The organism is Bradyrhizobium diazoefficiens, assembly GCF_016616235.1.
GTDB classification, from domain to species: domain Bacteria; phylum Pseudomonadota; class Alphaproteobacteria; order Rhizobiales; family Xanthobacteraceae; genus Bradyrhizobium; species Bradyrhizobium diazoefficiens_H.
In genome coordinates this window covers 7,506,830-7,532,826 of sequence record NZ_CP067100.1, presented here as the reverse complement: position 1 = coordinate 7,532,826, position 25,997 = coordinate 7,506,830, and the positions used below count along the sequence as shown (strand labels likewise).

The 25,997-nt window shown below is 65.6% G+C and carries 18 protein-coding genes; 7 read left to right on the top strand and 11 right to left on the bottom strand.

All coding sequences use genetic code 11. The annotated features are described in order from the left end of the window. The first annotated feature begins 75 nt into the window (after positions 1-75). From JJB99_RS35375 to JJB99_RS35365, 3 genes are all read left to right on the top strand, one after another. Positions 76-942: a 3-keto-5-aminohexanoate cleavage protein gene (locus JJB99_RS35375; RefSeq protein WP_200496703.1), complete on the top strand. Its 867-nt coding sequence runs from the start codon at positions 76-78 to the stop codon at positions 940-942. 109 nt (positions 943-1,051) lie between these two features. After that, positions 1,052-2,668 carry an acyl-CoA carboxylase subunit beta gene (locus JJB99_RS35370; protein ID WP_200496702.1) on the top strand — a complete coding sequence of 539 codons (1,617 nt, stop codon included), beginning with the start codon at positions 1,052-1,054 and terminating at the stop codon, positions 2,666-2,668. Then, entirely contained in the window at positions 2,665-4,638 is a 1,974-nt protein-coding gene (locus JJB99_RS35365; RefSeq protein ID WP_200496701.1) for an acetyl/propionyl/methylcrotonyl-CoA carboxylase subunit alpha, read from the top strand. Before JJB99_RS35370 ends, JJB99_RS35365 begins: the two co-directional genes overlap by 4 nt. 107 nt (positions 4,639-4,745) lie before the next feature. On the opposite strand, the gene JJB99_RS35360 is transcribed toward JJB99_RS35365, so the two are convergent. The 7 genes from JJB99_RS35360 to JJB99_RS35330 form a co-directional block, all read right to left on the bottom strand. After that, complete coding sequence (locus tag JJB99_RS35360) at positions 4,746-5,741, bottom strand: ABC transporter ATP-binding protein (RefSeq protein ID WP_246775102.1); 996 nt, start codon at positions 5,739-5,741, stop codon at positions 4,746-4,748. Beyond that, the gene (locus tag JJB99_RS35355; protein WP_200496700.1) at positions 5,738-6,742 is read right to left on the bottom strand and encodes an ABC transporter ATP-binding protein; all 1,005 of its coding nucleotides are present in this window, start codon (positions 6,740-6,742) and stop codon (positions 5,738-5,740) included. The genes JJB99_RS35360 and JJB99_RS35355 overlap by 4 nt, the downstream gene beginning before the upstream one ends. Then, on the bottom strand, positions 6,742-7,635 hold the full coding sequence (locus tag JJB99_RS35350; protein WP_200496699.1) for an ABC transporter permease: 894 nt from the start codon (positions 7,633-7,635) through the stop codon (positions 6,742-6,744). The genes JJB99_RS35355 and JJB99_RS35350 overlap by 1 nt, the downstream gene beginning before the upstream one ends. 218 nt (positions 7,636-7,853) lie before the next feature. Continuing rightward, positions 7,854-8,801, bottom strand: a complete 948-nt coding sequence (locus JJB99_RS35345; protein ID WP_200496698.1) for an ABC transporter permease — start codon at positions 8,799-8,801, stop codon at positions 7,854-7,856. A 34-nt stretch (positions 8,802-8,835) separates the two neighbouring features. Beyond that, entirely contained in the window at positions 8,836-10,434 is a 1,599-nt protein-coding gene (locus JJB99_RS35340) for an ABC transporter substrate-binding protein (RefSeq protein ID WP_200496697.1), read from the bottom strand. 369 nt (positions 10,435-10,803) lie between these two features. Then, a complete protein-coding gene (locus JJB99_RS35335) occupies positions 10,804-12,354 on the bottom strand; it encodes an AMP-binding protein (RefSeq protein ID WP_200496696.1) in 1,551 nt (516 codons plus the stop codon). An 18-nt stretch (positions 12,355-12,372) separates the two neighbouring features. Next, positions 12,373-13,527: an iron-containing alcohol dehydrogenase gene (locus JJB99_RS35330; RefSeq protein ID WP_200496695.1), complete on the bottom strand. Its 1,155-nt coding sequence runs from the start codon at positions 13,525-13,527 to the stop codon at positions 12,373-12,375. Positions 13,528-13,980: 453 nt separating this feature from the next. Between JJB99_RS35330 and JJB99_RS35325 the strand changes: the two genes are divergently transcribed. The 3 genes from JJB99_RS35325 to JJB99_RS35315 all read left to right on the top strand — a co-directional run bounded on the left by JJB99_RS35325 (position 13,981) and on the right by JJB99_RS35315 (position 19,700). Further along, positions 13,981-15,198 (top strand): efflux RND transporter periplasmic adaptor subunit, encoded by a 1,218-nt coding sequence (locus tag JJB99_RS35325; protein ID WP_200496694.1) that lies wholly within the window; start codon positions 13,981-13,983, stop codon positions 15,196-15,198. After that, positions 15,195-18,359: an efflux RND transporter permease subunit gene (locus JJB99_RS35320; protein ID WP_200496693.1), complete on the top strand. Its 3,165-nt coding sequence runs from the start codon at positions 15,195-15,197 to the stop codon at positions 18,357-18,359. Before JJB99_RS35325 ends, JJB99_RS35320 begins: the two co-directional genes overlap by 4 nt. A gap of 138 nt (positions 18,360-18,497) precedes the next feature. After that, the gene (locus tag JJB99_RS35315; RefSeq protein WP_200496692.1) at positions 18,498-19,700 is read left to right on the top strand and encodes an ABC transporter substrate-binding protein; all 1,203 of its coding nucleotides are present in this window, start codon (positions 18,498-18,500) and stop codon (positions 19,698-19,700) included. Positions 19,701-19,856: 156 nt separating this feature from the next. Here the strand turns inward: JJB99_RS35315 and JJB99_RS35310 are convergent, their stop codons facing one another. From JJB99_RS35310 to JJB99_RS35295, 4 genes are read right to left on the bottom strand one after another with little or no spacing between them, the layout of a single operon-like run. Beyond that, positions 19,857-20,243, bottom strand: a complete 387-nt coding sequence (locus tag JJB99_RS35310; protein WP_200496691.1) for an MAPEG family protein — start codon at positions 20,241-20,243, stop codon at positions 19,857-19,859. Positions 20,244-20,270: 27 nt separating this feature from the next. Beyond that, complete coding sequence (locus JJB99_RS35305; protein ID WP_200496690.1) at positions 20,271-21,353, bottom strand: lipocalin-like domain-containing protein; 1,083 nt, start codon at positions 21,351-21,353, stop codon at positions 20,271-20,273. Further along, the gene (locus tag JJB99_RS35300; protein ID WP_200496689.1) at positions 21,343-23,805 is read right to left on the bottom strand and encodes an FtsX-like permease family protein; all 2,463 of its coding nucleotides are present in this window, start codon (positions 23,803-23,805) and stop codon (positions 21,343-21,345) included. Before JJB99_RS35300 ends, JJB99_RS35305 begins: the two co-directional genes overlap by 11 nt. Then, complete coding sequence (locus JJB99_RS35295; protein WP_200496688.1) at positions 23,802-24,455, bottom strand: ABC transporter ATP-binding protein; 654 nt, start codon at positions 24,453-24,455, stop codon at positions 23,802-23,804. The genes JJB99_RS35300 and JJB99_RS35295 overlap by 4 nt, the downstream gene beginning before the upstream one ends. 140 nt (positions 24,456-24,595) lie before the next feature. Between JJB99_RS35295 and JJB99_RS35290 the strand changes: the two genes are divergently transcribed. After that, positions 24,596-25,930: an MFS transporter gene (locus tag JJB99_RS35290; RefSeq protein WP_200496687.1), complete on the top strand. Its 1,335-nt coding sequence runs from the start codon at positions 24,596-24,598 to the stop codon at positions 25,928-25,930. The last annotated feature ends 67 nt before the right edge of the window (positions 25,931-25,997 follow it).

Sequence of the window (25,997 nt, the reverse complement as noted above, 5' to 3'; positions counted from 1 at the left end):
TCCGCGCAAGAAGCCACATGACGCGCATCACATGATCGCGGACGTTGAATTCTCAACGTGCGAGACATTTTTGGCATGAGCGACAAGGCCGTCATCACCTGCGCGCTGAATGGCGTGCTCACCGATCCGAAGCAGCACAACGTGCCCGTCACGCCCGAGCAGATGGCGCGCGAAGCCAAGGCTGCGTTCGATGCCGGCGCGTCCATCATGCACATTCATCTGCGCCAGCAGGCGCCGGACAAGGGGCACCTGCCGTCCTGGGACGTCAGCGTCAGCAGGGAGATCCAGCAGGCGATCCGCGAAGCCTGTCCAGGCGTCATCATCAATCACACTTCGGGTGTCTCGGGGCCGAACTACTCTGGCGCGCTAGATTGCATCCGCGAAACCAGGCCAGAGATCGCCGCCTGCAACGCCGGCTCGCTGAATTACCTGAAGGTCAAAGCCGACAACACCTGGGCCTGGCCGCCGATGATGTTCGACAACGCGGTCGAGAAGGTGAAGGATTATCTCGACGTCATGAACGGCGTCGGCACCATCCCCGAGTTCGAATGTTTCGACGTCGGCATCGTCCGCTGCGTCGGCATGTACACCCAAGTCGGCATGTACAAGGGCCCGCTCGAATATAACTTTGTCATGGGTGTCGCCTCGGGAATGCCTGCTGATCCCGAGCTGCTGCCGATCCTGATCAGGCTGAAGCGGCCCGAAGCACACTTCCAGGTCACCGCGATTGGCCGCGAGGAGATCTGGCCCCTGCACCGGCGCTGTGCCGAGCTCGGCGGCCACCTGCGCACCGGTTTGGAGGACACGTTCTATCTCCCCGACGGCAAGAAGGTCACCTCGAACGGCCAGTTGATCGAAGCGGTCGCCGCCTGCGCCCGCCGCGCCGGCCGCGAGATTGCGTCTCCAGCCGAGGCGCGGAAGATCTTTGGGACAAATAGGTAAGGTATCGCCTCACCCGTCATTGCGAGCGAAGCAATCCAGAATCTTTCCGCTGAGGCAGTCTGGATTGCTTCGTCGCTTCGCGGCTCGCAATGACACGCAGGATCAATTTATGTCCATTCTCGAAAACACCATCTCCCCCGGCAGCACCGTCTACCATGCCAATCGCGACGGCATGCTCGGCCTGATCGACCGCGTGCGTGCGCTGGAAGAGCGCACGCGTGCGGCGTCGGCGGCGGCAAAGGACCGCTTCCACAAGCGCGGCCAGCTGCTGCCGCGCGAACGCGTCGCGCTGGTGCTCGATCCCGGCGCGCCCTTCATCGAGCTGTCGACGCTCGCCGGCTACATGTTCGATGTGGCTGATGCGAACAAGAGCGTGCCCGGCGGCGGCGTCATCGCCGGCATCGGCTTCGTCTCGGGCATCCGCTGCATGGTCAACGCCAGTGATTCCGGCATCGACGCCGGCGCGCTCCAGCCCTACGGCCTCGACAAAACGCTGCGGGTGCAGGAGCTCGCGCTGGAGAACAAGCTGCCTTACGTCCAGCTGGTCGAAAGCGCCGGCGCCAATCTGCTGCGCTACCGCGTCGAGGACTTTGTCCGCGGCGGCAACATCTTTCGCAATCTCGCACGGCTTTCCGCCGCGGGCTTGCCGGTCGTCACTGTGACGCATGGTTCGTCAACGGCGGGCGGCGCGTACCAGACCGGTCTCTCCGACTACATCGTCATGGTGCGCGGCCGCACCCGCGCCTTCCTCGCGGGCCCGCCGCTGCTGAGGGCCGCAACCGGCGAGATCGCGACCGAGGAAGAGCTCGGCGGCGCCGAGATGCACACGCAGGTCTCAGGTCTCGGCGACTATCTCGCCGAAGACGACCGCGACGCGCTGCGCATCGCCCGCGAGATCATGGCAGCGCTGCAATGGGAGCAGCCGGGCCGGACGACTCCGGAGTTCAAGCCGCCGCGCTACGACCAGGACGAGCTGCTCGGCATCATGCCGATGGATCACAAGCGCCCGGTCGACATGAAGCAGGTGATCGCGCGCATCGTCGACGATTCCGATTTCACCGAGATGGCGCCGAATTACGGTCCGGCCACCGTCTGCGGCCATGCCCGCATCGAGGGTCAGGCGATCGGCATCATCACCAATAACGGCCCGCTCGATCCCGCCGGTGCCAACAAGGCGACGCATTTCATTCAGGCCTGCTGCCAGACCCGCACGCCGATCCTGTATCTCAACAACACCACCGGCTACATGGTCGGCAAAGCCTATGAAGAGGCCGGCATGATCAAGCACGGCTCGAAGATGATCCAGGCGGTGACCTCGGCGACGGTGCCGCAGATCACCCTCTATTGCGGCGCCTCGTTCGGCGCCGGCAATTACGGCATGTGCGGCCGCGGCTTCCATCCGCGCTTCTGCTTCTCCTGGCCGAATGCCAAGACCGCGGTGATGGGCGGCGAGCAGGCCGCCGAAACCATGGCGATCGTGACTGAGGCCGCCGCCGCGCGCCGCGGCAAGCCGATCGAGAAGGACAAGCTCGACGCCATGAAGGCTGAGATCATCGGCGTGTTCGACGGCCAGATGGACGTGTTCTCGACCAGCGCGCGCGTGCTCGACGACGGCGTGATCGATCCGCGCGACACCCGCGCTGTTCTCTCTGAGGTGCTCGCGATCTGCCGCGAGGGCGATGCGCGCACGCCGCAAGCCATGCAATTCTCGGTGGCCCGCCCATGAGGAACGGATCAGTGCAGCACCGGCCGTTCTTCAAGATCCTGGTCGCCAACCGGGGCGAGATCGCATTGCGCGTGATGCGCAGCGCGCGGCGGCTCGGCCTCGGCGTCGTCGCGGTCTATTCGGATGCGGATCGCGATGCGCTGCATGTGCGGCAGGCCGATCAGGCGGTGCGGATCGGTGAAGCATTGCCGGCGCAATCCTATCTCAACATCCCCGCGATCATCGCCGCAGCCAAGGCGAGCGGCGCGGACGCGGTGCATCCCGGCTACGGCTTTCTCGCCGAGAACGAGGAGTTTGCGAGAAGCTGCAAGGATGCCGGCCTCGTCTTCATCGGCCCGTCGCCGCAGGCGATCGAGGCGATGGGCAACAAGGCCGGCGCCAAGGAGATCATGAAGAAGGCCGGCGTACCTGTCGTGCCCGGCTATCAGGGCGCAGACCAAAGCGACGACGTCATGCTTGCGGAAGCGAGGAGGGTCGGCTTCCCCGTAATGATCAAGGCTGTCGCGGGCGGCGGCGGGCGCGGGATGCGGCTCGTCACCGACGCTGCTTCGTTCCCGGACGCGCTGCGCAGCGCACGGTCGGAAGCGAAGGCGGCCTTCGGCGACTCCACCGTCATTCTCGAACGCGCGATCCGGAATCCGCGTCACATCGAGATCCAGGTGTTCGGCGACAGCCATGGCAACGCCATCCATCTCGCCGAGCGCGACTGCTCGGTGCAGCGGCGGCACCAGAAGCTGATCGAGGAGGCGCCATCGCCCGCCGTGACGCCCGAACTCCGTGCAAAGATGGGCGAGGTCTCGGTCGCCGCGGTGAAGGCGCTGCGCTATGAGGGCGCCGGCACGCTGGAATTCCTGCTCGATGCGAGCGGCGAATTCTACTTCATGGAGATGAACACGCGTCTTCAGGTCGAGCATCCCGTGACCGAGGCGATCACCGGGCTCGATCTCGTGGAGCTGCAATTGCGCGTCGCGCGCGGCGAGGCGTTGCCGGTGAAGCAGCAGGATATCAAGTTCTCCGGCCACGCCATCGAGGTGCGGCTCTGCTCGGAAGATGCCGCGCACGACTTCATGCCGCAGTCCGGCCGCATGGCGCGATGGCAGGTGCCCGACGGCATCCGCGTCGAGCACGCGCTGCAATCGGGCTCGGAGATCCCGCCGTTCTACGATTCCATGATCGCCAAGGTGATCAGCCATGGCGCGAGCCGCGAGGAGGCGCGAGGGCGGCTGGTCGTCGGCCTCGAGCGGCTCATCGCGTTCGGCGTGACCACCAACCAGGCGTTCCTGATGTCGTGCCTGCGCCATCCCGGCTTTGCGAGGGGCGAGGCGACGACGGCGTTCATCGGCGCGCATCGCGACGAGCTGCTGGCGCCGCAGGCAGACGCTGCATTCGATACGGCGCTAGCGGGACTGCTGCTCTACGTCACCAATCCGCGCGCGCCTGCTTGGCGGAGCGGACGGAGCCTGTCGGCGACGTTTCCTCTACCTGCGAAAATCGAGACTGCGGGCCACACGCATGAGCTCGAAATCACCCGCGAGCGCGACGGCAGCTACACCGTCGTCGCCGATGGCCGGCAAAATAGATTCGAAATCGACCAGCTCGACTCCGACGCGATCCGCTTCCGCCATGACGGCGTGATGGACAGCGCAAAATTCCTGCGCGACGGCGACCGGCTGTACGTCCAGCACCGCGGCATCCCGCTCGCGATGAACGATCTCACGCTCGCTGCGCCGAAAGCTGCCGCAAGCAACGGCCGCGACGGCAAGGTCCGTGCCGCCATGAACGGCCGCGTCGTCGCCGTCCTGGTCAAGCCGGGCGATCGCGTCACCGCGGGACAGCCGGTGATGACGCTGGAAGCGATGAAGATGGAGCACGTCCACAAGGCCGGCATCGACGGCGTGGTTTCGGCGATCGGCGTTGCCGAGGGCGAGCAGGTGACCACGGGCAGGATCGTCGCGGAGATCGAGGCTTAGTCGGCGCGACGAGCTCCGCAATCGTAGGGTGGGTTAGCGAAGCGTAACCCACCACGGTCTAGATCCGCGGATGCGAACAGAGGTGGGTTACGCTTCGCGAACCCACCCTACGGCACCTGCGCACTCCGCCCCGTCCCCTCATTGAGCAGACACGCCACCTGATGCCCATCGCCGGCATCAACCAGCGCCGGCCGCTCCGTCTTGCACCGCTCCATCGCGAACCGGCACCGCGTATGAAATGCGCAGCCGGAGGGCGGATTGACCGGGCTTGGCACGTCGCCATCGACCAGCGGCACCAGTTTCTTCGCCAGCGGATTGGCGATCGGCACGGAGGCGAGCAGGGCCTGGGTATAGGGATGGCGCGGATTGCGAAACAGCTCGTCCTTGTCGGCGATCTCGACGATGCGGCCGAGATACATCACGGCGACGCGGTGGCTGATATGGGCGACGACGGCGAGATCGTGCGCGATGAAGAGATAGGAGAAGCCGTGCTGGCGTTGCAAATCGATCAGCAGATTGATCACCTGCGCCTGGATCGAGACGTCGAGCGCGGAGACCGGCTCGTCGCAGACGATCAGCCGCGGTTCGAGCGCCAGTGCGCGCGCGATGCAGATGCGCTGGCGCTGGCCGCCGGAGAATTGATGCGGGAAATTGCGCATCTGGTCCGGCCGCAAGCCGACCTGCTCGAACAGTTTTGCGACGCGCGCCTCCAGCGCCTTGCCGATGGCGAGGCCGTGCACGGCGAGCGGCTCGCCGACGATGTCGCCCGCGGTCATGCGCGGATTGAGCGAGGCGAACGGGTCCTGGAACACGATCTGCATCGCGCGGCGATGCGGACGCAGTGCCGTCTTGGACAGATGCGTGATGTCCTTACCGCCGAGACGAATCTGGCCCGAGGTCGGCTCGACCAGCCGCAGCACGCTGCGCGCCACCGTCGACTTGCCGCAGCCGGATTCACCGACGAGCCCGAGTGTCTCGCCGGCACCCAGTGAGAACGAGACGCCGTCGACTGAGTGCACGGTGCCGACCTGCCGGCGCAGCACCCCGGCGCGCACGGGGTAATGCTTCTTGAGATCGGTGACTTCGAGCAAAGCCTCGGTCATGCCACCTCCGCAACTTCTTCCGCGCGCCAGCATGCGGCGAGGTGGCCGCCGCCCCAGTCGATAAGCGGCGGATATTCCTCGCAGCGCTTCACCGCGAGCTTGCAGCGCGGAGCAAAGGCGCAGCCTTTCGGCAGCCGCACCAGCGACGGCACGGTGCCAGGGATCTCGTTCAGCCGCTCCTGCGCCGCGACGCCGGACGCTGGCACGGCCGGGATCGAGGCCATCAGCCCGCGTGTATAGGGATGCTTCGGCGCGGCGAACAGCGCCTCGACACTGGCTTCCTCGACCTTCCGCCCCGCATACATCACGATCACGCGCTGCGCGGTCTGCGCGACGACGCCGAGATCATGCGTGATCAGCACGAGGCCGGTGCCGAGCTCCTTCTGGAGATCGAGGATCAGCGCCAAAATTTGCGCCTGGATGGTGACGTCGAGCGCGGTGGTCGGCTCGTCCGCAATCAGCAGCGCCGGCCGGCACGCCAGCGCCATCGCGATCATCGCGCGTTGGCGCATGCCGCCTGAGAGCTGGTGCGGATATTCGCGCGCACGCCGGGCAGGTTCGGGAATGCGCACCAGCCGCAGCATTTCGACGGCGATGTCATGCGCCTGCCTGGCCGGCAGCTTCCGGTGCAGCCGCACCGCCTCGACGATCTGGTCGCCGATCCGCATCACCGGATTGAGCGAGGTCATCGGCTCCTGGAAGATCATGGAGATGCGGTTGCCCCGGATCTTGCGCATCTGCGCTTCGTCCAGCGCGAGCAGATCGGTGCCTTCGAGCGAGACCGAGCCGCCGACGATACGACCGGGCGGATCGGGCACCAGCCGCATCAAGGACAGCGCAGTGACGCTCTTGCCGCAGCCGGATTCGCCGACGATCGCCAGCGTTTCGCCGCGCTTCACCGTGAAGGAGATGTCGTCCACGGCCTTGAAGAGGCCGGAATTGGTGAAGAACACCGTCTTCAGGTTCTTCACTTCGAGCACGAGGTCGGATGTGTCAGCCATCAGCCGCGCTGCCGGGGATCGAGGATGTCGCGCAAGGCGTCACCGAACAAATTGGCGCCGAACACGGCGAGGCTGATCGCGACGCCGGGGAAGATCACTAGCCATGGCGCGGTGCGGACATATTCGGCGGCGGATTCCGACAGCATGCGGCCCCATGACGGATAAGGCTCGGGAATGCCGAGGCCGAGGAAGGAGAGCGAAGCCTCGGTCAGGATGGTCGAGCCGAGTTGGGCGGTGGCGAGCACGATCAGCGGCGCCAGCGTGTTGGGCAGCACGTGATGCAGCGCGATCCGCACCTCGCTCATGCCGATCGACTTGGCGGCTTCGATAAAGGGCAGCTCCCGCAGGGCCAGCGTGTTGGCGCGGGTGACGCGCGACACGGTCGGGATCAGCGGAATCGCGATGGCGATGATGACGTTCGGCAAGGATGGACCGAGCGCCGCCGTCATGATCAGGGCGAGCACCAGCAGCGGCAGCGCCTGGAGGATGTCGGAGACGCGCTGGAACACGAGGTCGACCCAGCCGGAGAGATAGCCGGAGGTGAGGCCGACGATGACGCCGATGGTTCCGCCGAGCGCCGTCGAGCCGATGCCGACTGCGAGCGAGATCCGCGCGCCGTGGATGATGCGGCTGAACACGTCGCGGCCGAACGAGTCCGTACCCATCCAGTGCGCCCAGCTCGGGCGCGCCAGCGCGCGCGCGGCATCGACCGTCAGCGGGTCATAGCGCGCGATAAAATCGGCGAAGACGGCCGTGAGCACGAACACGATGATAATGGTAAGCCCGGCCGCACCCAGCACGTGCCGCTGCGCCAGGAACAGCACGCGCCGCCAGCCGCCGGTCGCATAGGCGCCGGCCCGCCTCAGTTCAACGTCGTAGTCGATTGCGGCCATAGGTCTACCTTCCCCCTCTCCCCGCGTGCGGGATCGCGGCGAGCTTCGCTCGCGCTGAGAGGGTCGGGGTGAGGGGGGCTCTCCGCGAGGGAGGTGGCAGATGGCCTCGCGGAGACTCCCCCTCACCCGAATTTGCGCGTCGCGCAAATTCGACCTCTGCCCGCAAGCGGGGAGAGATGTAGGAGAGCGCACGCGCAGTGTGACCAAAAATCATGCGCCTAGTCCGTGTACCTGATCCGCGGATCGAACACCGCATACAGCATGTCAACGATGAAATTCGCGCTGACCACCACCACCGCAATCAGCATCACGAGATTCTGCACGATCGGATAGTCGCGCCAGCGGATCGCCTCGACCAGGAAGCGCGCGACGCCGGGGATGTTGAACACCGTTTCCGTTACGATGAGTCCGCCGATCAGAAACGCGGCCTCGATGCCGATCACGGTGATGACGGGCAGGATCGCGTTCTTCAACGCGTGATGGTAGTTCACGGCAGCATCGGACGCGCCCTTGGCGCGCGCGGTGCGGATATAGTCCTGCCGCAGCACCTCCAGCATCGAGGAGCGCGTGATGCGCATGGTCAGCGCCGCGCTGCGGAAGCCGACTGCGGCGGCCGGCACGGCGTAGGTCGCGAAGGCCTCGAGCCAGGTTTGCGGATTGGGATTGAAGATCGGCATCTGGCCGAACATTGCCACCGATGCGGTGAGGATGAGCAGGCCGAGCCAGAACGAGGGCAGCGACAGGCCGCTGAGGCTGATGACGCGCAAGGCATAGTCGAGCCGCGTGCCCTGCTTCACCGCGCTGATGACGCCGAGCGGGATGCCGATGGACGCCGAGAACAGCAGCGCGAGGCCGGCAAGGCGTGCGGTGATCGGAATCCGCGGCAGGATCTCCTGAAGTGCGGGCTTCTCCGACACATAGGAGTAACCGAGATCGCCGTGCAGCAGGCCGCTGATCCAGTGCAGATATTGCATCACCAGCGGCTGATCGATGCCGAGCTGCTTCTCGAGATCGACTTTGTCGGCCGGATCGACGTAACCAGCCGCCGCGAACAGGATGTCGACGATGTTGCCAGGCACGATGCGCAGCAGGAAGAAGATGACGACCGAGATCCCGAACAGGGTCACGAGCATCAGGAACAGGCGCCGCACCAGATAGGCAAACATGCATCGCCTCCTGTCGAACCGTCAGCTCGGCGCGCTACTTGTCGAGCCAGACGTCCTCGTAGCGAAAGCCGTTATAGGAGCTGTTCGACATGATCGTGACTCCTTTGACATAGGGCTGCCAGCAGGTGCCGGCGCGTGCATGGAAGATGATCGGGCGGGCGACGTCCTCCTGCAGCTTCTTGTCGATCTCCCAGACCAGCGGCTTGCGCTTGCTGATGTCGGTCTCCTGCGACTGCACGTCGAACAGCTTCTCGATCTCCCTGTTGCAGTAATTGGTGTAGTTCCGCTCCGAGCCGCAGGAATAGTTTTCGTAAAAAGACTGGTCGGGATCGTCGACGGAATTGCCGGTCAGATTGAGGCCGAGCATGTAGTCCTTGCGCGCGACTTTCGGGAACCAGTTGGCGGTTTCCACGACGTCGAGCTCGCCGTCGATATAGATGCTCTTGAGCTGGTCGATCAGGATCACCGCGGGATCGCGATATTCCGCGAGATTGCGCGTCGAGACCTTCACCGCGAGATGCTTGTCCGGACCATAGCCCGCCTTCTGCATCAGCTTCTTGGCCTCCTCCCGGCTCGCGTTCACGTCCGGACCGTAGCCGGGAATGGTCGCCAGCTTGTCCTTGGGCATGCCCCAGATGCCCTGCGGCGGCGGCAGCATGGTGCCGCCGATATCGGCCTGACCTTCGAACAGGATATCGACGAAAGCCTTGCGGTCGAGTGCCATCGCCATCGCCCGGCGAATATCGATGTTGTCGAACGGCGCCGAGCTCGAATTGACGATGATGTTGGTGGAAACGTTGGTCGGCTCGACGACGCAGATCGCGTTCGGCGCCTGCGACTTGATGTCCTTGAGAAGCGGGATGGTGATGTGCGTCGGGAAGGTCATGTCGAACTTGCCGGCGACGAAGGCGAGAATCGCGGTCGAGCGGTTCGTGATGATCGTGTACTCGATGCCGTCGAGATAGGGCAGACCCTTCTTCCAATAGTCCGGATTTTTGGTCAGCTTGATCGATTCATTGGCCTTGAACTCGACGAACTTGAACGGTCCGGTTCCGATCGGGCGCGTGCGCATGTCCGCCGGCGAGACGTGACACGGATAGATCGGCGTGTAACCGGACGCGAGCATCGCCAGCAGCGAGGGCTGCGGCCGCTTCAGATCGAAGGAGACCTCGAATTCGCCATTGGGCGTGACGTCGTTGACTTCGCTGTACCAGGACTTGCGCGGATTCTGCCGCAGCTTCTGCTGCGACTTGCCCATCAGAAGATCGAAGGTGCACTTGACGTCGGCCGATGTGAACGGCTTGCCGTCGTGCCATTTCACGCCCTGGCGCAGCTTGAACGTCAGCTTCTTGTTGTCGCTGCTCCAGGTCCAGCTCTCGGCCAGTTCGGGCCTCAGCGTATCGGGACTGTTCTGCGCGATATGCTGGTCGTAGATGACGAGGTTGTTGAACACCCCCATGAACGGCACGTTGATCGAATAGGTCGCGCCTTCGAGGATGGATGCGTTCGCCGGGCTGTCGCGGTGATACATCCGCAGGATTCCGCCCTGTTTGGGCTCGCCGGCGAGCGTGGCGGTTGAGGCCGTCAGCACAGATAGCGCCGCCATTGCGGCGAGCGCCCACACGCTCCGCATGCTCATCCTCCCTGGACATCGGCCTTTTGTGGCCTGTTTGGTCGGACGATAGCGACGCGAGTCGAGAGAGGCAACCAGTAAGGCCGCACGCGGCCTCGACAATTCGGATGACGGAAGGCCGCAGGGTTTGTGAGAGTGCAGGTGCGAAGGGGCGGTTCCTGTGTGGATGTTGCGGGCAGCCGCATCGACAAACTCAATCCGTCATCCCGGGGCGCGACGAAGTCGCGAACCCGGGACCCATAACCCCGGGGAGAAGTCGCCGCGCGAGCTGCAAACTCCGAGTCTCTGCCAAACTCCTCCCTGTGGCTATGGCTCCCGAATCTGCGCTTCGCGTGTCCGGGACGACAGCCGAGTTTGTTGACTACGCCCTCACACGATCCTTGACGTCTTGTTCCCCCAATACCGGTCCCGCAGCAGCCGCTTGTACAGCTTGCCGGTCGGCAGGCGCGGCAATTCCTTCTCGAAATCGACCGAGCGCGGCACCTTCTGCCGCGAGAGCGACTGGCCGCAGAACGCGATCAGTTCCTCGGCAAGCGCCGGGCCCGGTACCACGCCGGGCATCGGCTGCACCACGGCCTTCACCTCTTCGCCGAGATCGGGATTGGGCACGCCGAACACGGCGGCGTCGGCGACCTTCGGATGGGTGATCAGCAGATTCTCGCATTCTTGCGGATAGATGTTCACGCCACCGGAGATGATCATGAAGGTCGCGCGATCGGTCAGGTAGAGAAAGCGATCCTCGTCGACATAGCCGACGTCGCCGACCGTGCTCATGCTGCCGTCGGGCGAGCGCGCCTCCCTGGTCTTCTCAGGATCGTTGAAATATTCGAACGGCGAGGCCGTCTTGAACCAGACCTGGCCGGGCGTGCCGGTCGGGCACGGCTGCATGTTCTCGTCGAGAATGTGGAGGTCACCGAGCAGCACCTTGCCGACCGTGCCGCGATGGGCCAACCACTCCTCGCTGTTGCAGGCGGTGAAGCCGAGGCCTTCGGTGGCGCCGTAATATTCGTGGATGATCGGTCCCCACCATTTGATCATGTCGTCCTTGACCAGCGCCGGGCAGGGCGCGGCGGCATGGATCGCGATCTCCAGCGAGGACAGGTCGTAGCGCCTTCGCACCTCTTCCGGCAGCTTCAGCATGCGCGAGAACATCGTCGGCACCAGCTGGGTGTGGGTGATGCCCCATTGTTGCACGAGCTGGAGATAGCGCTCGGGGTCGAACGTCTCCATGATGACGACGGTGCCGCCCATGCGGATCGTGAGGTTCACGGCCGCTTGCGGCGCGGAGTGATAGAGCGGGGCCGGCGACAGATAGACCATGCCCTCGCGGTAGTGCCAGAGTTTCGTCAGGAAATCGAACAGCGGCAGATTGTGCTTCGGTGGCTCCTCCGGCAGCGGCCGCAGGATGCCTTTCGGCCGTCCCGTCGTGCCGGACGAATAGAGCATCGCGGTGCCGAGCCATTCGTCGGGGATCGGGGTCGCGGGCAGACCGGCGGTGACGTCGGCAAGCCCGACGATGCGCTCGCTCTCGCCGGGACCATCGGCGACGATGCAGAGCTTGACGTCAGGGCAGGCATTGATGGCCTCACGCGCGATGTCGAGCTTCGCCCTGGACGTGATCAGGATTTTCGACTGGCTGTTGACGAGGAGATAGGCGAGCTCGCCCGGCGTCAGGAAAGAGTTGATGCAGGTATAGTAGAGACCGGAGCGCTCGCCCGCGCCGCAGGCTTCGAGATAGCGCGCATTGTTCTCCATGAAGATCGAATAGTGATCGAGCCGCCTCAAGCCGTGTTTGCGGAACAGATGCGCCAGGCGATTGCTGCGCGCCTCGAGCTCGCGATAGGTGACGGCCTCGCCGGTCGCGGCCATGATGAAGGCGGGCTGGAGCGGGCGCAGGCGGGCGTGGTGACCTGTGTACATCGATCCTCCGGCTGTCGATCATGCGGCGAGAAGCAGGATTTCCCTGACGTCGGCGGGGCCGTCGATCCGGCGCGGGTTGCGCGGAATCCAGTTGGTGCGCATCGCCTGCTCGGCGATCGCATCAAAATTCTCCGGCGAAACGCGCACGTCAGACAGCCTCCGCGGCATGCCGAGCGATCGGATGAAGGCATCGAGCACGTCGGCGGCGTTGTGGCCGGGAAAGCCCATGGCGGCGGCGACGATCATCTGGCGCTCGGCATTGTCGCGCGCGTTCCAGCGCATCACCGCCGGCAGCATGACGCAGGAGGTGTAGCCGTGCGGCACGTCGAAGGCCGCGCCGAGCACATAGCCGATGCCATGACTGGCGCCCATCGGCACGCCGGCCGCGAGCGCGCCCATCGACAGCCAGGTGCCGATCTGCGCATCCATCCGCGCGTCGAGATCAGCCGGGTCCGCTTTCACCCGCGGCAGCGCGTCGGCGAGCATGGCAAGGCCCTTCACCGATTGCGCATCGGCATAAGGATGCGTCTCGCGCGAGCAGATCGCCTCGACGCAATGGTCGACGGCGCGGATGCCGGTGGACAGGAATAGCCATTCCGGCGTGTGCACGGTGATGGCGGGGTCGAGGATGGTCGCGCGCGGCACGGCCAGCGGATGCCGCAGCATCTGCTTCACATGCGTGGCGCGGTCGGTGACGCCGGCAATGGAGCTGAACTCGCCGCCGGCTATGGTCGTCGGCACGCTGACCTGCCGCACGGTTGGTGCCGTCATCTCGGGCGCGACGCCCTTGTGCACGCGGATGCGCTCGATGCCGCCGATATCGTCGATGCCGTTGGCAAGGCAGAGCTGCACCGCCTTGGCGCCGTCGGTGATCGAGCCGCCGCCGACTGTGACGATCAAGTCGGCGCCCACTTCGCGCGCCGCGTTGGCGGCCGCGATCACCGCCTCGCGCGGCGTGTGCGCCGGCATGGCGTCGAACAGACCGGCGCAGCGCGCGCCCAGCGCCTGCTTGATCTTCTCGATTTCATCGGTCTGCCGGTTCAGCGTGCCTGATACCATGAGGAAGGCACGGCGCGTTCCCAGCCGCTCCATCTGCGCGACGACAGCTTCAGCCGCAGGATGACCGAACACGACCTCCTCGATCGCGCCGTAAACGACACGTCCCTTGTGCACGCCTGTCCTCCCCGGACAATTTGTCTTGTTTTGTGGGGAAAGTCTAACCGAGCAAGCCACGTCCGTCATGTGCGAAGACGCTGGCCGCTTACCCTCCCTGGAGGGGGAGGGTCGATCGCGCGCAGCGCGAGCGGGGTGGGGTGATCTCTCCACACGGGCACTGTTCGAGTGGAGAGATCACCCCACCCCGTCTCATGTCTCGCTTCGCTCAACATGGGCCGAGCCTCCCCCTCCGGGGAGGGTGGAGAACGCGGTGCTGTCATCGCCCACCCACATGCACCATCGCTGCCTGGGTGCCCACCCCTCCCTGTCAACCCACCATGCGGCCAGGGCCCCCTCCGTAGCATTGCGCGCGCATTGGTCTTGAAGAGTTCATTATTGCCGCCCATCTTGTGGCGCCGGCCGGTAGGCGGGTAGCCTCTATTTTCTGCGGCTTTGATGCGAGGACCTGGGATGACTGGACCGGACGGAAGCGAGCCATTTGTCAAAACGCACGATTTCGTTCAGCGCCGGCCGTACGCCATCGCCGGCCTTCTCGCCGCTTCATTCGCGCTCGCCAGTTGCGGGCAGCCCGCCTCACAGGCGGCCGCTCCGCCGCCCGCGCCGGTGACTGTCGCCCAGCCGGTCAAGCGCACCGTCACCGATTGGGACGAGTTCACCGGCCGCTTCGAGGCGGTCGAGGAGGTGCAGGTGCGTCCCCGCGTCGGCGGCTTCGTCAACTCGGTCGAATTCCAGGACGGCGCCATCGTGCATCAGGGCGACCTGCTCTACGTCATCGACCCCCGTCCATTCGAGGCATTGGCCGAGCAGGCCGACGGCCAGCTCTCCGATGCGCGCGCCAAGGTGGAGCTGGCCAAGCGGGAGCTCGACCGCGGGTTGAACCTGGTGCAGACCAGCGCGGTCTCCGAGCAGGTCGTCGACCAGCGCCGCCAGGCCTTGCAGGCCGCGCACGCCGCGGAGACGCAGGCTTCCGGCGCATTGAAGGCCGCCCGGCTCAACATCGAGTTCACCCATGTCACCGCGCCGATCACCGGCCGCGTCAGCCGCCATCTCGTCAGCCCCGGCAATCTCGTGCAGGGCAGCGATAACGGCGCTTCGACGCTGCTGACCTCGATCGTGACGCTCGACCCGATCTACATCTATTTCGACATGGATGAGGCAACCTTCATCAAATACAGCAAGCTCTGGTTCGAAGGCCGCCGCCCGAGCTCGCGCGATACCGCGAACCCGGTGCAGGTGACCCTCGCCGGCGAGACCAAGCCGTCGCATGAGGGCTCCATCAACTTCCTCGACAACCGCCTCGACGTCTCGACCGGCACGCTGCGCAGCCGCGCCGTGGTCAAGAACACCGACCTATCGATCCTGCCCGGCCAGTTCGGCCGCGTCCGGCTGATCGGCAGCGCGCCCTATGAGGCGCTGCTGATTCCGGACGCCGCTGTCGCCACCGACCAGTCCCGCAAGATCGTGTTCGTGGTCAAGCCCGACGACACCGTCGAGGCGCGTCCCGTGGTGCTCGGGCCGCTCGACGAAGGCCTGCGCGTGATCCGCGAGGGCCTGAAGGCCGATGATCGCGTCATCGTCAACGGCATCCAGCGTGCCCGCGTCGGCGCCAAGGTTGCCCCGCAGACGGCTCAAGCGCCAGCCGGTGGCAAGCCCGGTGACAAGTCATGAATCTTGGCCGTCTCTCCATCAACCAGCCCATCCTGGCGATGGTGCTGTCGATCGTGCTGCTGATCGTCGGCGCGCTCGCCTATACCACGCTGCCGGTCTCCGAATATCCGCAAGTGGTGCCGCCCACCGTGGTGGTCACCACGCAATATCCCGGCGCCTCCGCGCAGACCGTATCCGACACGGTCGCAGCGCCCATCGAGCAGGAGATCAACGGCGTCGAGGACATGCTGTATCTCTACAGCCAGGCCACCTCGAACGGCCAGCTCACCATCACCGTCACCTTCAAGCTCGGCACCGACCTCGACAAGGCCCAGGTGCTGGTGCAGAACCGCGTCGCGATCGCGCAGCCGCGGCTGCCCGAGGAAGTCCAGCGCAACGGCGTCACCACGCGCAAGAACTCGCCCGACATCCTGATGGTCGTGTTCATGTTGTCGCCCGACGACACCTTCGACCAGCTCTACATCTCCAATTACGCGCTGCTCCAGGTCCGCGACCAGCTGCTGCGCATCGACGGCGTCGGCGACATCCAGATCTTTGGCGCGCGCGACTATTCGATGCGCCTCTGGCTCGATCCCGACCGCATCGCCAATCTCGGCCTGACCTCGACCGAGGTGCTGGCCGCGATCCGGGCCCAGAACGTGCAGATCGCCGGCGGCCAGGTCGCCGAGCCGCCGATCGCCGACCGCGCCTTCCAGCCCAACCTCGTCTTCACCGGACGCCTGAAAGACCAGAAGCAGTTCGAGGACATCCTGATCAAGGCCGGCTCCGACGGCCGTACCGTGCGCCTGCGCGACGTGGCCCGCATCGAGCTCGGCGCGCTGGCCTACTCGACCAACAGCTTCCTGCTGCGCAAATCTGCGGTGGCGATGCTGGTGACGCAGCGGCCGGGGTCGAACGCGCTGGCGACGGCAAAGCACATCTCCGACACCATGACCAAGCTGAAGGAGAGCTTCCCCAGGGGACTCGATTACAATATCGGCTACAACCCGACCGAGTTCATCGCGCAGTCCGTCCACGAGCTGATCAAGACCATCTACGAGGCCATGCTGCTCGTGGTCGTCGTGGTGCTGGTGTTCCTGCAGGGCTGGCGGCCGGCGATCATCCCGATCATCGCGATCCCGGTCTCGCTGGTCGGTACCTTCGCGGTGATGGCGGCGCTGGGCTTCTCCATCAACAATCTCACTTTGTTCGGCCTCGTGCTCGCGGTCGGCATCGTGGTCGACGACGCCATCGTGGTGGTCGAGAATGTCGAGCGCCATCTCGAGCACGGCCTGAGCCGCCGCGATGCGGCGCTGAAAACCATGGAGGAGGTCGGCGGCGCGCTGGTCTCGATCGCGCTGGTGCTGTGCGCGGTGTTCGTGCCGACCGCGTTCCTGGGCGGCATTTCCGGGCAGTTCTTCCAGCAATTCGCCGTCACCATCGCGGTTGCGACCGCGATCTCCTGCTTCTGCTCGCTGACCTTGTCGCCGGCGCTGGCCTCGCAGATCCTGGTGCCGCACGAGGAGAAGCGGCCGCCGGCCGCATGGAACATCGTCGCGCGGGCGTGGGGTGCTTTCACCGGCGTCTTCAACCGCGTGTTCGAGCGGCTGTCGCATGGCTATGCCGGCCTTGCCAATTTCGTGATCCGCCATTCGGTCGTGATGCTGCTGATCTATGTCGTGCTGATCGGCAGCGCCGGCTGGCTGATCGGGACGACCTCGCAGGGCTTCATCCCCGCGCAGGACCGCGGCTACGTCATCATCTCCGTGCAGTTGCCGGGTGCGGCATCGCTGGCGCGGACCACCGAGATTGTCCGAGAGATCGAGCGGATCTCGCTGGACACGCCAGGCATCATCCGCGTCGCCGCCTTCGCCGGCTTCTCGGGCGCGACGCGTACGCAGGCCGGCAATGCGGCAGCGCTCTTCCCTGTGTTCGAGGAGCCCGAGGTGCGGCTGAAGAAGGGCCTGACGGCGAATGCCATCACGGCCGAGCTGCGCAAGCGCCTCGCCGCGATCCAGGGCGCCTTCATCATCGTGATTCCGCCGCCCGCCGTGCCCGGCATCGGCACCGGCGGCGGCTTCACCATCCGCATCCAGGACCGGCAGGGCCGCGGACCGGAGCTGCTGGCATCCGCGACCGACGAACTCGTCGCCGCCGCGCGTAAATCGCCCGCGCTCCTTGCCCCGACGGTGTTCTCGCCGTTCTCGGCCAACACGCCACAGCTGTTCGTCGACATCGACCGCACCAAGGCGCAGAAGCTCGGCGTGCCCATCGCCAACATCAACGACACGATCCAGACCTATTTCGGATCGACCTATGTCAACGACTTCAACCTGTTCGGCCGCACCTATCACGTCACCGCGCAGGCCGATTTCCCGTTCCGGAAAGAGCCGAGCGACCTGTCGCGCCTGCGCACGCGCAACGCCGCCGGCGATATGGTGATGCTCGGCAGCGTGGTCGAGTTTAGGGATATCTCGGGTCCCGACCGTGTCGCGCGCTACAATCTCTATGCGGCGTCCGAGCTCCAGGGCGAGCCGGCGCCGGGCACCAGCTCGACCACCGCGCTCAACGCCATCAAGAAGCTCGCCGCCGACACCTTGCCGAGCGGCTTCACCTTCGAATGGACCGACCTGTCTTATCAGCAGGTCACCGGCGGCAATGCCGGCCTTTATGTGTTCCCGATCTGCGTGCTGTTCGTCTATCTCGTGCTCGCCGCGCAATATGGCAGCTGGACCTTGCCGTTCGCGGTGATCCTGATCGTGCCGATGTGCCTGCTCGCTGCCACCATCGGCGTGCGCATCATGGGACAGGACGTCAACATCCTCACCCAGATCGGATTCGTCGTGCTGGTGGGACTGGCGGCCAAGAACGCGATCCTGATCGTCGAGTTCGCGCGTGACATCGAGCTCGAGGGCAAGCCGCGGCTGGAGGCCGTGATCGAAGCCTGCCGCCTGCGCCTGCGGCCGATCCTGATGACCTCCTTCGCCTTCATCCTCGGCGTGCTGCCGCTGGTGATCTCGTCCGGCTCCGGCTCGGAGATGCGCCAGGCCGTCGGCGTCGCCGTGTTCTTCGGCATGATCGGCGTGACGTTGTTCGGGCTGCTGTTCACGCCGATCTTCTATGTGGTGGTGCGGAACCTGGCCGAGGGGCGGCGCGACAAGAAACCGGAGGTGGTGGCTTAGTGCGCAATTGTGCACTGGCCCGGGACGATGCGGCACGCCGCTTCATACTAACGGCCAACATGCAATGGATGGGCAGGGCCGGGGTTCTTCACTAGTATCCGCGCGATTTCAAAACAGAACACTGCTGGGAGCCAACGAATGAAATCAGCACTTTTGGCCGCTGTCGCAACCTCCGCCCTGCTGCTGGCGGCGCCGGCCTCTGCGCAAGGAACGGGACAAGGCGTCAAGATCGGCATCCTCAACGACCAGTCCGGCGTCTATGCCGATTACGGCGGCAAGTACTCCGTTGAAGCCGCCAAGATGGCGATCGAGGATTTTGGCGGCGAAGTGCTGGGCCAGAAGGTCGAGATGGTCACCGCCGACCATCAGAACAAGCCTGACCTCGCCACCTCCATCGCGCGCCGGTGGTATGATGCCGACAATGTCGACATGATCACCGAGCTGACGACGTCGTCGGTCGCGCTCGCGGTGCAGGAGCTGTCGAAGGAAAAGAAGAAGATCGACATCGTCGTTGGCGCTGCGACCTCGAGCATCACCGGCAATGCCTGCTCGCCTTACGGCTTCCACTGGGCCTTCGACACCCACGCGCTCGCCGTCGGCACCGGCGGTGCGCTGACCAAGGCCGGCGGTGACACCTGGTTCTTCCTCACCGCCGACTACGCCTTCGGCTACGCGCTGGAGAAGGACACCAGCGAGATCGTCACCCACAATGGCGGCAAGGTGCTGGGCTCCGTGCGCGTGCCGCTCAATTCGTCGGATTTCTCGTCCTTCCTGCTGCAGGCGCAGAGCTCGAAGGCGAAGATCGTCGGCCTTGCCAATGCCGGCCAGGACACCACCAACTCGATCAAGCAGGCGGCCGAGTTCGGTATCGTCCAAGGCGGCCAGAAGCTCGCCGGCCTCTTGATGACGCTCGCCGAGGTGCATGGTCTGGGCTTGCAGGCGGCGCAAGGCCTGGTCCTGACCGAAGGCTTCTATTGGGACCACGACGACACCTCGCGCGCGTTCTCCGAACGCTTCTTCAAGCGCACGGGCCGGATGCCGAGCATGATCCATGCCGGCACCTATTCGGCGACCTTGAGCTATCTGAAGGCGGTGAAGGCCGCCGGCACCAAGGATACCGAAGCGGTCGCCAAGAAGCTGAAGGAGCTGCCGGTCGACGACGCCTTCGCCAAGGGCAAGGTTCTCGAGAATGGCCGCATGGTCCACGACATGTATCTGTTCGAGGTCAAGAAGCCCTCGGAATCGAAGAAGCCGTGGGATTATTACAAGCAGATCGCAGTTGTGCCAGGCGATCAGGCCTTCTTCACCGCCAAGGACAGCGGTTGCCCGCTGACGAAGTGACGCTTGTGTCCCGGACGCGCTGCAACGCGTAAGCGTTGCTGCGCAGAGCCGGGACCCATGCTTCTCCAAGTTTGCAGCCAGACTGGGTCCCGGTTCAGCGGCGCAGCGTTACATGCTGCACCGCGCCCGGGACACGAGCACGCGTGATGCCGGCCCTCACACCATCCGCAACACGATCGCCCCCAGCGCGCCCGCCCACAGCGCAATCGCGGCGATGGCCTGGATCGCAAATCCGGGGCCGCGCTTGGCTGTCGCCTGCGAATAGCCGATGAAATAGACGATGCGGCCGATGATCCACACGGCGCCGATCGCGGCTGCAACGGCGTCGCTGATATAGATTGCGAACAGCCAGAGCGACGGCAGGAAGATCGGCATCCATTCCAGCGTGTTCATCTGGATGCGGAAGGCGCGCTCGAAATCCGGATGGCCCGACATCGCCGGCACCTTGACACCGGTCCTGGTGCGCGAGCGCGAGACGTTGATGCTGGTGAAGAAATAAAATGCGATCGCCAGCAGCGTGGCGAGGGCGGTGAGATGATACATCGCGGATCCCTTCAAACAGGTCGCGCTTCAATAGCCGGTCAGTTCAAGATAGCCAATGCCGTCATGCGTGCCGGCAAAGCTGATCGGTCCCTCCCAATAGGAGAAGCCGGTCCCCATCCAGGCCTTCGGGTTGAGCGGCTTGCAGAGGATCGAGAACGAGCGCGAGGGAATCGCGATCTGCCACTCCACCGGCAGCTTGCGTCCGGCGACTTCTGTTGTGGCCTTCGGCATCATCTGAATGTCGCCGGCCGCGATCATCTGCGTCTCCCCGGCAGCATTGATCCAGTTAGCGAACGGATAATCCTTGCCGTCCTTCTGCCGCAGCCGGTACAGCATCAGCTTGTCGCCGGACGACAGATGCAGCGACAGCCAGTCCCAGCCGGTCTGATCGGTGTCGAGCGGCTGGCTGCTCCATTCGCGGTCCATCCACGCCTGCCCTGAGACATCGACCGGTCTGTCGTCGATGGTGAGCGTGCCGCGGGCGCGATAGAACGGCTGGCTGTAATAGTAGGACGCCTGGCCGCGCTCCGACTTGCGGCTGTAGCCGCGGTCGCCCTGCAGCACGACCGGTCGATCGGCCTCCAGCGTCAGCGCGTAGCTGAAGTCGATGCCTGACGCTTTCAGCGTCAACGGCGCCAGGCTGCGATCATCGGTACGCTCAAGACCTTTCATTTCCCAATCGTCGATCCAGGCTGCAAAAGGCTTTGCGGTGACGCCGGCCTGCCCGATCCCGCCGCGTGCAAACACCTCGTTGAAGCGGTGCGTGTCCGCGCGCGTCACCGCGGCATGCGCCATCCAGATCTGCTGATTGGCCCAGCCCTCGCGCTGCGGCCCTGGCTGCGCCGCCTGACGGAACAGCGTCCATTGCAGGCCGCAGGCCGCGCCGCTGCTGTCTGTGAGGTTCGCCGTGAGATACCACCACTCGATGCGAAACTCCGAGTGCGGCCCGTGATCGGCGGGGAAGGCGAACGTCTTTCCCGGCGTGACCTTGGCAAAGCCATCGGCGCTCTCGCCGAGCCCGGCATAGCCTTGTGCGCTCGCACGGCGGGCAGCCGCGAGCGCGGCGATGCCGCCGGCGAAGGCACGCCGCGAGATCTTCTCAGCGCTCATTGGCAAACACCTTGACGAGGCTCGCCGGCTGCATCCGCGCCAGCCGTAGCATCGGCAGCAGCGCAGCAAGCAGCGAAGCGGCCAGCGCCACCGCGACCAGCTCGATCAATTGCAGCGGAAACACGTGGAACGGCAGCCGCCAGCCGAATGCCTTCACGTTGACGATCGCGATCAGGCACCACGCCACCAGCAGCCCGAGCGGCACGGCCAGCAGCGCGGTGAACAGCGCAACCGACAGCGTCTTTGTCAATTCGATCGCGGCGAGGCGCGGCCGGGTGATGCCGATCGCCCACAGCGGCGCGAGCTGCGGCAGGCGCGAATTCGCCAGCGTCAAAAGGCTGGTCAAAAGCGCGATGCCGGCAACGCCGAGCGTGAAGGCATTGAGGGCCGAGGTCACCGCAAAGGTGCGATTAAAGATGCGGATCGATTCCGCTTTCACCGTCGCCTGGTCGGCGACGCTGCGGTCGTCGAGCGCGAACTGCTTCTGCAGCGCTGCGATCAGGCCGGGAATCTTGTCTCGGGGGACAATGAGACCGATCCGTGTCTGCGGCGTCTGTGGAAACTGCCGGATCAGCGCCGCGACATTCACGGCGAGCTGGCCCTTGGGGTTGCCGTAATCGGCATAGATGCCGGCGATGTTGAGCTCCCAGGTGCCGCCTGGCGCCGGTACCTCGATGACGTCGCCGACGCGGACATTCAGCCGCCGGCTCAGCTGCTCGCTGATGAAGGCGGCATTGCCCGGCACCAGCTGGGTCCAGGCGCGCGGCGCGGTCTCCAGCAGTGGCCAGCGCTCACGATAGAGCGCGTGATCGGGCAGGCCGAGCAACTCCACCGGCTGGCCCTGAACCTGCGTCTCGGCGCGACCGCCCGACAGGATCGCCTGCACGTCGCCGCGCTGCTTCAGCCAATTGCGAATCGCGGCGCCTTGCGCATCGTCGGCAGCGCTGATGTAGACGTCGGCGGCGAGCCGCCCGTTGAGCCAGCCGATGAAGGTGCGGCTGAACGTCTCCACCATGGTGGACACCCCGACATTGACGGCAAGCGCGAGCAGCAGCGCCATTAGCGCGAGCGACAGCCCGGAAAGCTGTTGCCGGCTGTCCGCCCAGAACCACAGCGACAGCGGCCCTCGTGCGGTGCGCTGGCCGATCAGCAGGAGGATGTCGAGGAACGCCGGCAGGATCAGCGCCGCGCCGAGCATCAACGCCGCCAGCACGCCAAAGCCTGCGATCAGCGACACGCCGTAGTGAAGCAGCAGCAGCGCGACCGCGAACACGGCGCAGGCGGCAAGGCTTTGCAGGATCAGCCAGCGCCGCTGCCGCTGCTGCCAGGCGCGCGGCTGCGCGGTCGCCAGCACCGGCATACGGATCGCCTTGATCAGGCTGGTTGCGGCTGCCACCAGCGCGCCCGCAACGCTGATGCCGACGCCGGCAAGCCACCATTCGCTGCGCAGCGTCAGCTGCCCAGGGATCTGCGCGCCATAGAGCCCGCGCAGCGATGCCGCGACGTCGGGGAGCAGCGCCGCCGCGATGAAATAGCCGCAGATGAGGCCGATCAGGCCCGCGACCAGCGCCAGCGCCACCAGCTCGATCACCAGCACCGTGTTGACGAGGCGCGCCGAGGCGCCGCAGGCCCGCAAGGTGCGCAGCATCGGCAGCCGCTGCTCGAAGGCAAGGCCGACGGCCGAGTTGACGATGAACAAGCCGACGAAGAACGACAGCAGACCGAAGGCGGTGAGGTTGAGATGGAAACTGTCGGTGAGGCGCTCCAGCTCGGTCTCCGCATTCGGCTCGACCCGCTGCAATTGATCGCCGACGACGCTCGCGAGCGGCGCCGGCTTGCCCTTCGGCTTGCCGATCAGCAGCCGCGACACCTGATCCGGCTTGTTCAGCAGAAGCTGCGCCACGCCGATATCGACCACCAGCACGTCGGGCACGAGCTGCGGCAGCACGCGCAGCGGCGGCAGTCTTGCCCCGCTGCTGATCGGCGGCGCCGCGCCTTCCTGCTCGTGCAAATCGTTCAGCGTCTCCCGCGCCACCAGGGTCTGGCCCGGCGGGGCGACAAAGCTGCTGAGATCGGCGGCGCCGAGGCGCGGCGCGTTGCCGACATCGGCCGGCATCGTCACCGGCTCGATCCCGAGCAGCCGCACCGAGCGTCCGTTGACCTGGACACGTCCTTCCAGCACCGGCGAGACCGGCCAGCCCGCGCGGCGGAGTTTTACGAACAGGCCTTGCGAAAACGTCGCCGCATCAGGCGCCACCAGCATCGCGGTGCGCACGCCGCCGAAGGTCGCGGCGGCGCGGTCATAGGCATTGCGGGCCTGCTGGTTGATCGCCTGCACCCCGCTCCACAGCGCGGTCGCCGCGATCAGCCCGATCAGCAGCGTCGCGAACTGCATCTTGTGACGCCGCCAGTGGCTGAGCAGCACGGCGAGGACCCACAGCGCGCGCCTCATGCGATCCGCCCCGCATGCAGTGTGACGTGGCGATCGAGCGTGCCGGCCAGATGCAGGCTGTGCGTCACCATCAGAAAGCCGCAGCCGGTGCGCGCGACGAGGTCGCGCGTCAGCGCCAGCACGTCGTCGGCGGTGGCTTCGTCCAGATTGCCGGTCGGCTCGTCCGCGAGCAGCAGGAACGGCTTTGTCGCCAGCGCGCGGCCGATTGCGACCCGCTGCTGCTGACCGCCCGACAATTGCTCGGGATAACGCCTGAGCAGACTGCCGAGCCCGAGCCGCTCGATCAGCTCTTTGCTCCAGGCCGCGTCATGCCGGCCGGCGATCCGCGCCTGGAAGGCGAGGTTGTCCGCGACTGAGAGAGACGGGATCAGGTTGAACTGCTGGAACACGAGGCCGATGCGATCGCGTCGCAGCTCCGCGCGCCCCGCGTCGTTCAGCTTGGTGACCTCGGTGTCCGCCAGCCGGATCGAGCCGCCGTCGGCGGTATCGAGACCGGCGATCAGGTGCAGCAGCGTGCTCTTGCCGCTGCCGGACTCGCCGGTCAGCGCGACGCGCTCGCCGGCCTTGAGGTCGAGATCGACGCCGCGCAGCACGTGAACCGGCTCGCCGGCCGAGGCGAATGTCTTGGAGAGATTTCGGATGGTCAGCACGATGAATGGCGCCGGGCGGAATTAACGGAAATGTTGCGTAGCACACTTGCTGCGGAAATGCCCGGGTTGCGTTGGTCTCGCAGCCGTTGTTAGCTCCAAGAAGGCCAAATCAAAAAGTGCCAAAAAAAGACGGGAGACCGATGAGCGCTCAGGGAACGCCCATGGTGGCGAGCAAGACCACGGCATCCAGACAGACGCCAAAGGGCGCCTGGACGGTCACCTTTCTGCTGTTTCTGTTCATGCTGGTGAACTTCGCCGACAAGATCGTCGTCGGCCTCGCGGGCGTTCCCATCATGACCGACCTGAAGCTCACACCGGAGCAGTTCGGTCTGCTCGGCTCCTCGTTCTTCTTCCTGTTCTCGATCTCGGCCATCGTCGTCGGCTTCGTCGTCAACAAGGTGCCGACGCGCTGGGTGCTGCTGACGCTCGCGGTGATCTGGGCGGTGGCGCAGTTTCCGATGGTCGGCACCGTCTCGTTCACCACGCTCCTGATCTGCCGCGTCGTGCTCGGCGCCGGCGAGGGGCCGGCGGCCTCGGTCGCCATGCACGCCATCTACAAATGGTTCCCCGACGAGAAGCGCACGCTGCCGACCGCGATCCTGTCGCAGGGCTCGGCCTTCGGCGTCATCCTCGCCGTGCCTGCGCTGAACTGGGTCATCGTCAACCACTCCTGGCACTATGCCTTTGGCGCGCTCGGCGTCCTCGGCCTGGTCTGGGTCGCGGCCTGGCTCGCGCTCGGCCGCGAAGGCCCGCTGGAGGACACGCAGATTCTCGCGGCCACCGAGGCGAAAATTCCCTACGTCCAGCTGCTCACCTCGCGCACCTTCCTCGGCTGCGTCGCGGCGACCTTCGGCGCTTACTGGGCGCTGTCGCTCGGGCTGACCTGGTTCACGCCGTTCATCATCAAGGGGCTCGGCTTCTCGCAGAGCCAGGCGGGCTGGATCTCGATCCTGCCCTGGGTGTTCGGCGCGACCGTGGTGATCCTCACCGGCTGGATCGCGCAGGTGATGATGGCGCGCGGCTACACCACCCGCGTCGCTCGCGGCGTGCTCGGCTCGGTGCCGCTGGTGGTCGGCGGTCTGATCCTGGCGACGATGCCGCATGTCGAGGGCGCGATCCTCCAGCTTGCGCTGCTCGTGGTCGGCTCGGGCCTGTGCGGCGCGATCTATGTGGTTTGCCCGCCGATGCTGGGTGAGTTCACTCCGGTCTCGCAGCGTGGCGCAGTGCTTGCGATCTACGGTGCGCTCTACACGCTCTCGGGCATCATCGCGCCGAACGTGATGGGCACCGTGATCCAGCGCGCCGGCAGCATGCTCGACGGCTACATGACCGGCTTCACCATCAACGCCGCGATCATGGTCGGCTCCGGCCTGCTCGGCCTGCTCCTGCTCTGGCCGAACACGGAAAAGGCCAGGCTGAGCCGTGGTGTTGCTGCGCAGCCTGCCCCGCTGAAGGGTGCGGTGTCACCGACGTAACGGCGCCCTTTCTTACCCTCCCCTGGAGGGGGAGGGTCGATCGCGCAAAGCGCGAGCGGGGTGGGGT

What these genes read in the sequence shown, in the direction of transcription:
- JJB99_RS35375 (WP_200496703.1), top strand. Translation starts at nt 76, where the DNA reads ATGAGCGACAAGGCCGTCATCACCTGCGCGCTGAATGGCGTGCTCACC.
- JJB99_RS35370 (WP_200496702.1), top strand. Translation starts at nt 1,052, where the DNA reads ATGTCCATTCTCGAAAACACCATCTCCCCCGGCAGCACCGTCTACCAT.
- JJB99_RS35365 (WP_200496701.1), top strand. Translation starts at nt 2,665, where the DNA reads ATGAGGAACGGATCAGTGCAGCACCGGCCGTTCTTCAAGATCCTGGTC.
- JJB99_RS35360 (WP_246775102.1), bottom strand. Translation starts at nt 5,741, where the DNA reads ATGACCGAGGCTTTGCTCGAAGTCACCGATCTCAAGAAGCATTACCCC.
- JJB99_RS35355 (WP_200496700.1), bottom strand. Translation starts at nt 6,742, where the DNA reads ATGGCTGACACATCCGACCTCGTGCTCGAAGTGAAGAACCTGAAGACG.
- JJB99_RS35350 (WP_200496699.1), bottom strand. Translation starts at nt 7,635, where the DNA reads ATGGCCGCAATCGACTACGACGTTGAACTGAGGCGGGCCGGCGCCTAT.
- JJB99_RS35345 (WP_200496698.1), bottom strand. Translation starts at nt 8,801, where the DNA reads ATGTTTGCCTATCTGGTGCGGCGCCTGTTCCTGATGCTCGTGACCCTG.
- JJB99_RS35340 (WP_200496697.1), bottom strand. Translation starts at nt 10,434, where the DNA reads ATGCGGAGCGTGTGGGCGCTCGCCGCAATGGCGGCGCTATCTGTGCTG.
- JJB99_RS35335 (WP_200496696.1), bottom strand. Translation starts at nt 12,354, where the DNA reads ATGTACACAGGTCACCACGCCCGCCTGCGCCCGCTCCAGCCCGCCTTC.
- JJB99_RS35325 (WP_200496694.1), top strand. Translation starts at nt 13,981, where the DNA reads ATGACTGGACCGGACGGAAGCGAGCCATTTGTCAAAACGCACGATTTC.
- JJB99_RS35320 (WP_200496693.1), top strand. Translation starts at nt 15,195, where the DNA reads ATGAATCTTGGCCGTCTCTCCATCAACCAGCCCATCCTGGCGATGGTG.
- JJB99_RS35315 (WP_200496692.1), top strand. Translation starts at nt 18,498, where the DNA reads ATGAAATCAGCACTTTTGGCCGCTGTCGCAACCTCCGCCCTGCTGCTG.
- JJB99_RS35310 (WP_200496691.1), bottom strand. Translation starts at nt 20,243, where the DNA reads ATGTATCATCTCACCGCCCTCGCCACGCTGCTGGCGATCGCATTTTAT.
- JJB99_RS35305 (WP_200496690.1), bottom strand. Translation starts at nt 21,353, where the DNA reads ATGAGCGCTGAGAAGATCTCGCGGCGTGCCTTCGCCGGCGGCATCGCC.
- JJB99_RS35300 (WP_200496689.1), bottom strand. Translation starts at nt 23,805, where the DNA reads ATGAGGCGCGCGCTGTGGGTCCTCGCCGTGCTGCTCAGCCACTGGCGG.
- JJB99_RS35290 (WP_200496687.1), top strand. Translation starts at nt 24,596, where the DNA reads ATGAGCGCTCAGGGAACGCCCATGGTGGCGAGCAAGACCACGGCATCC.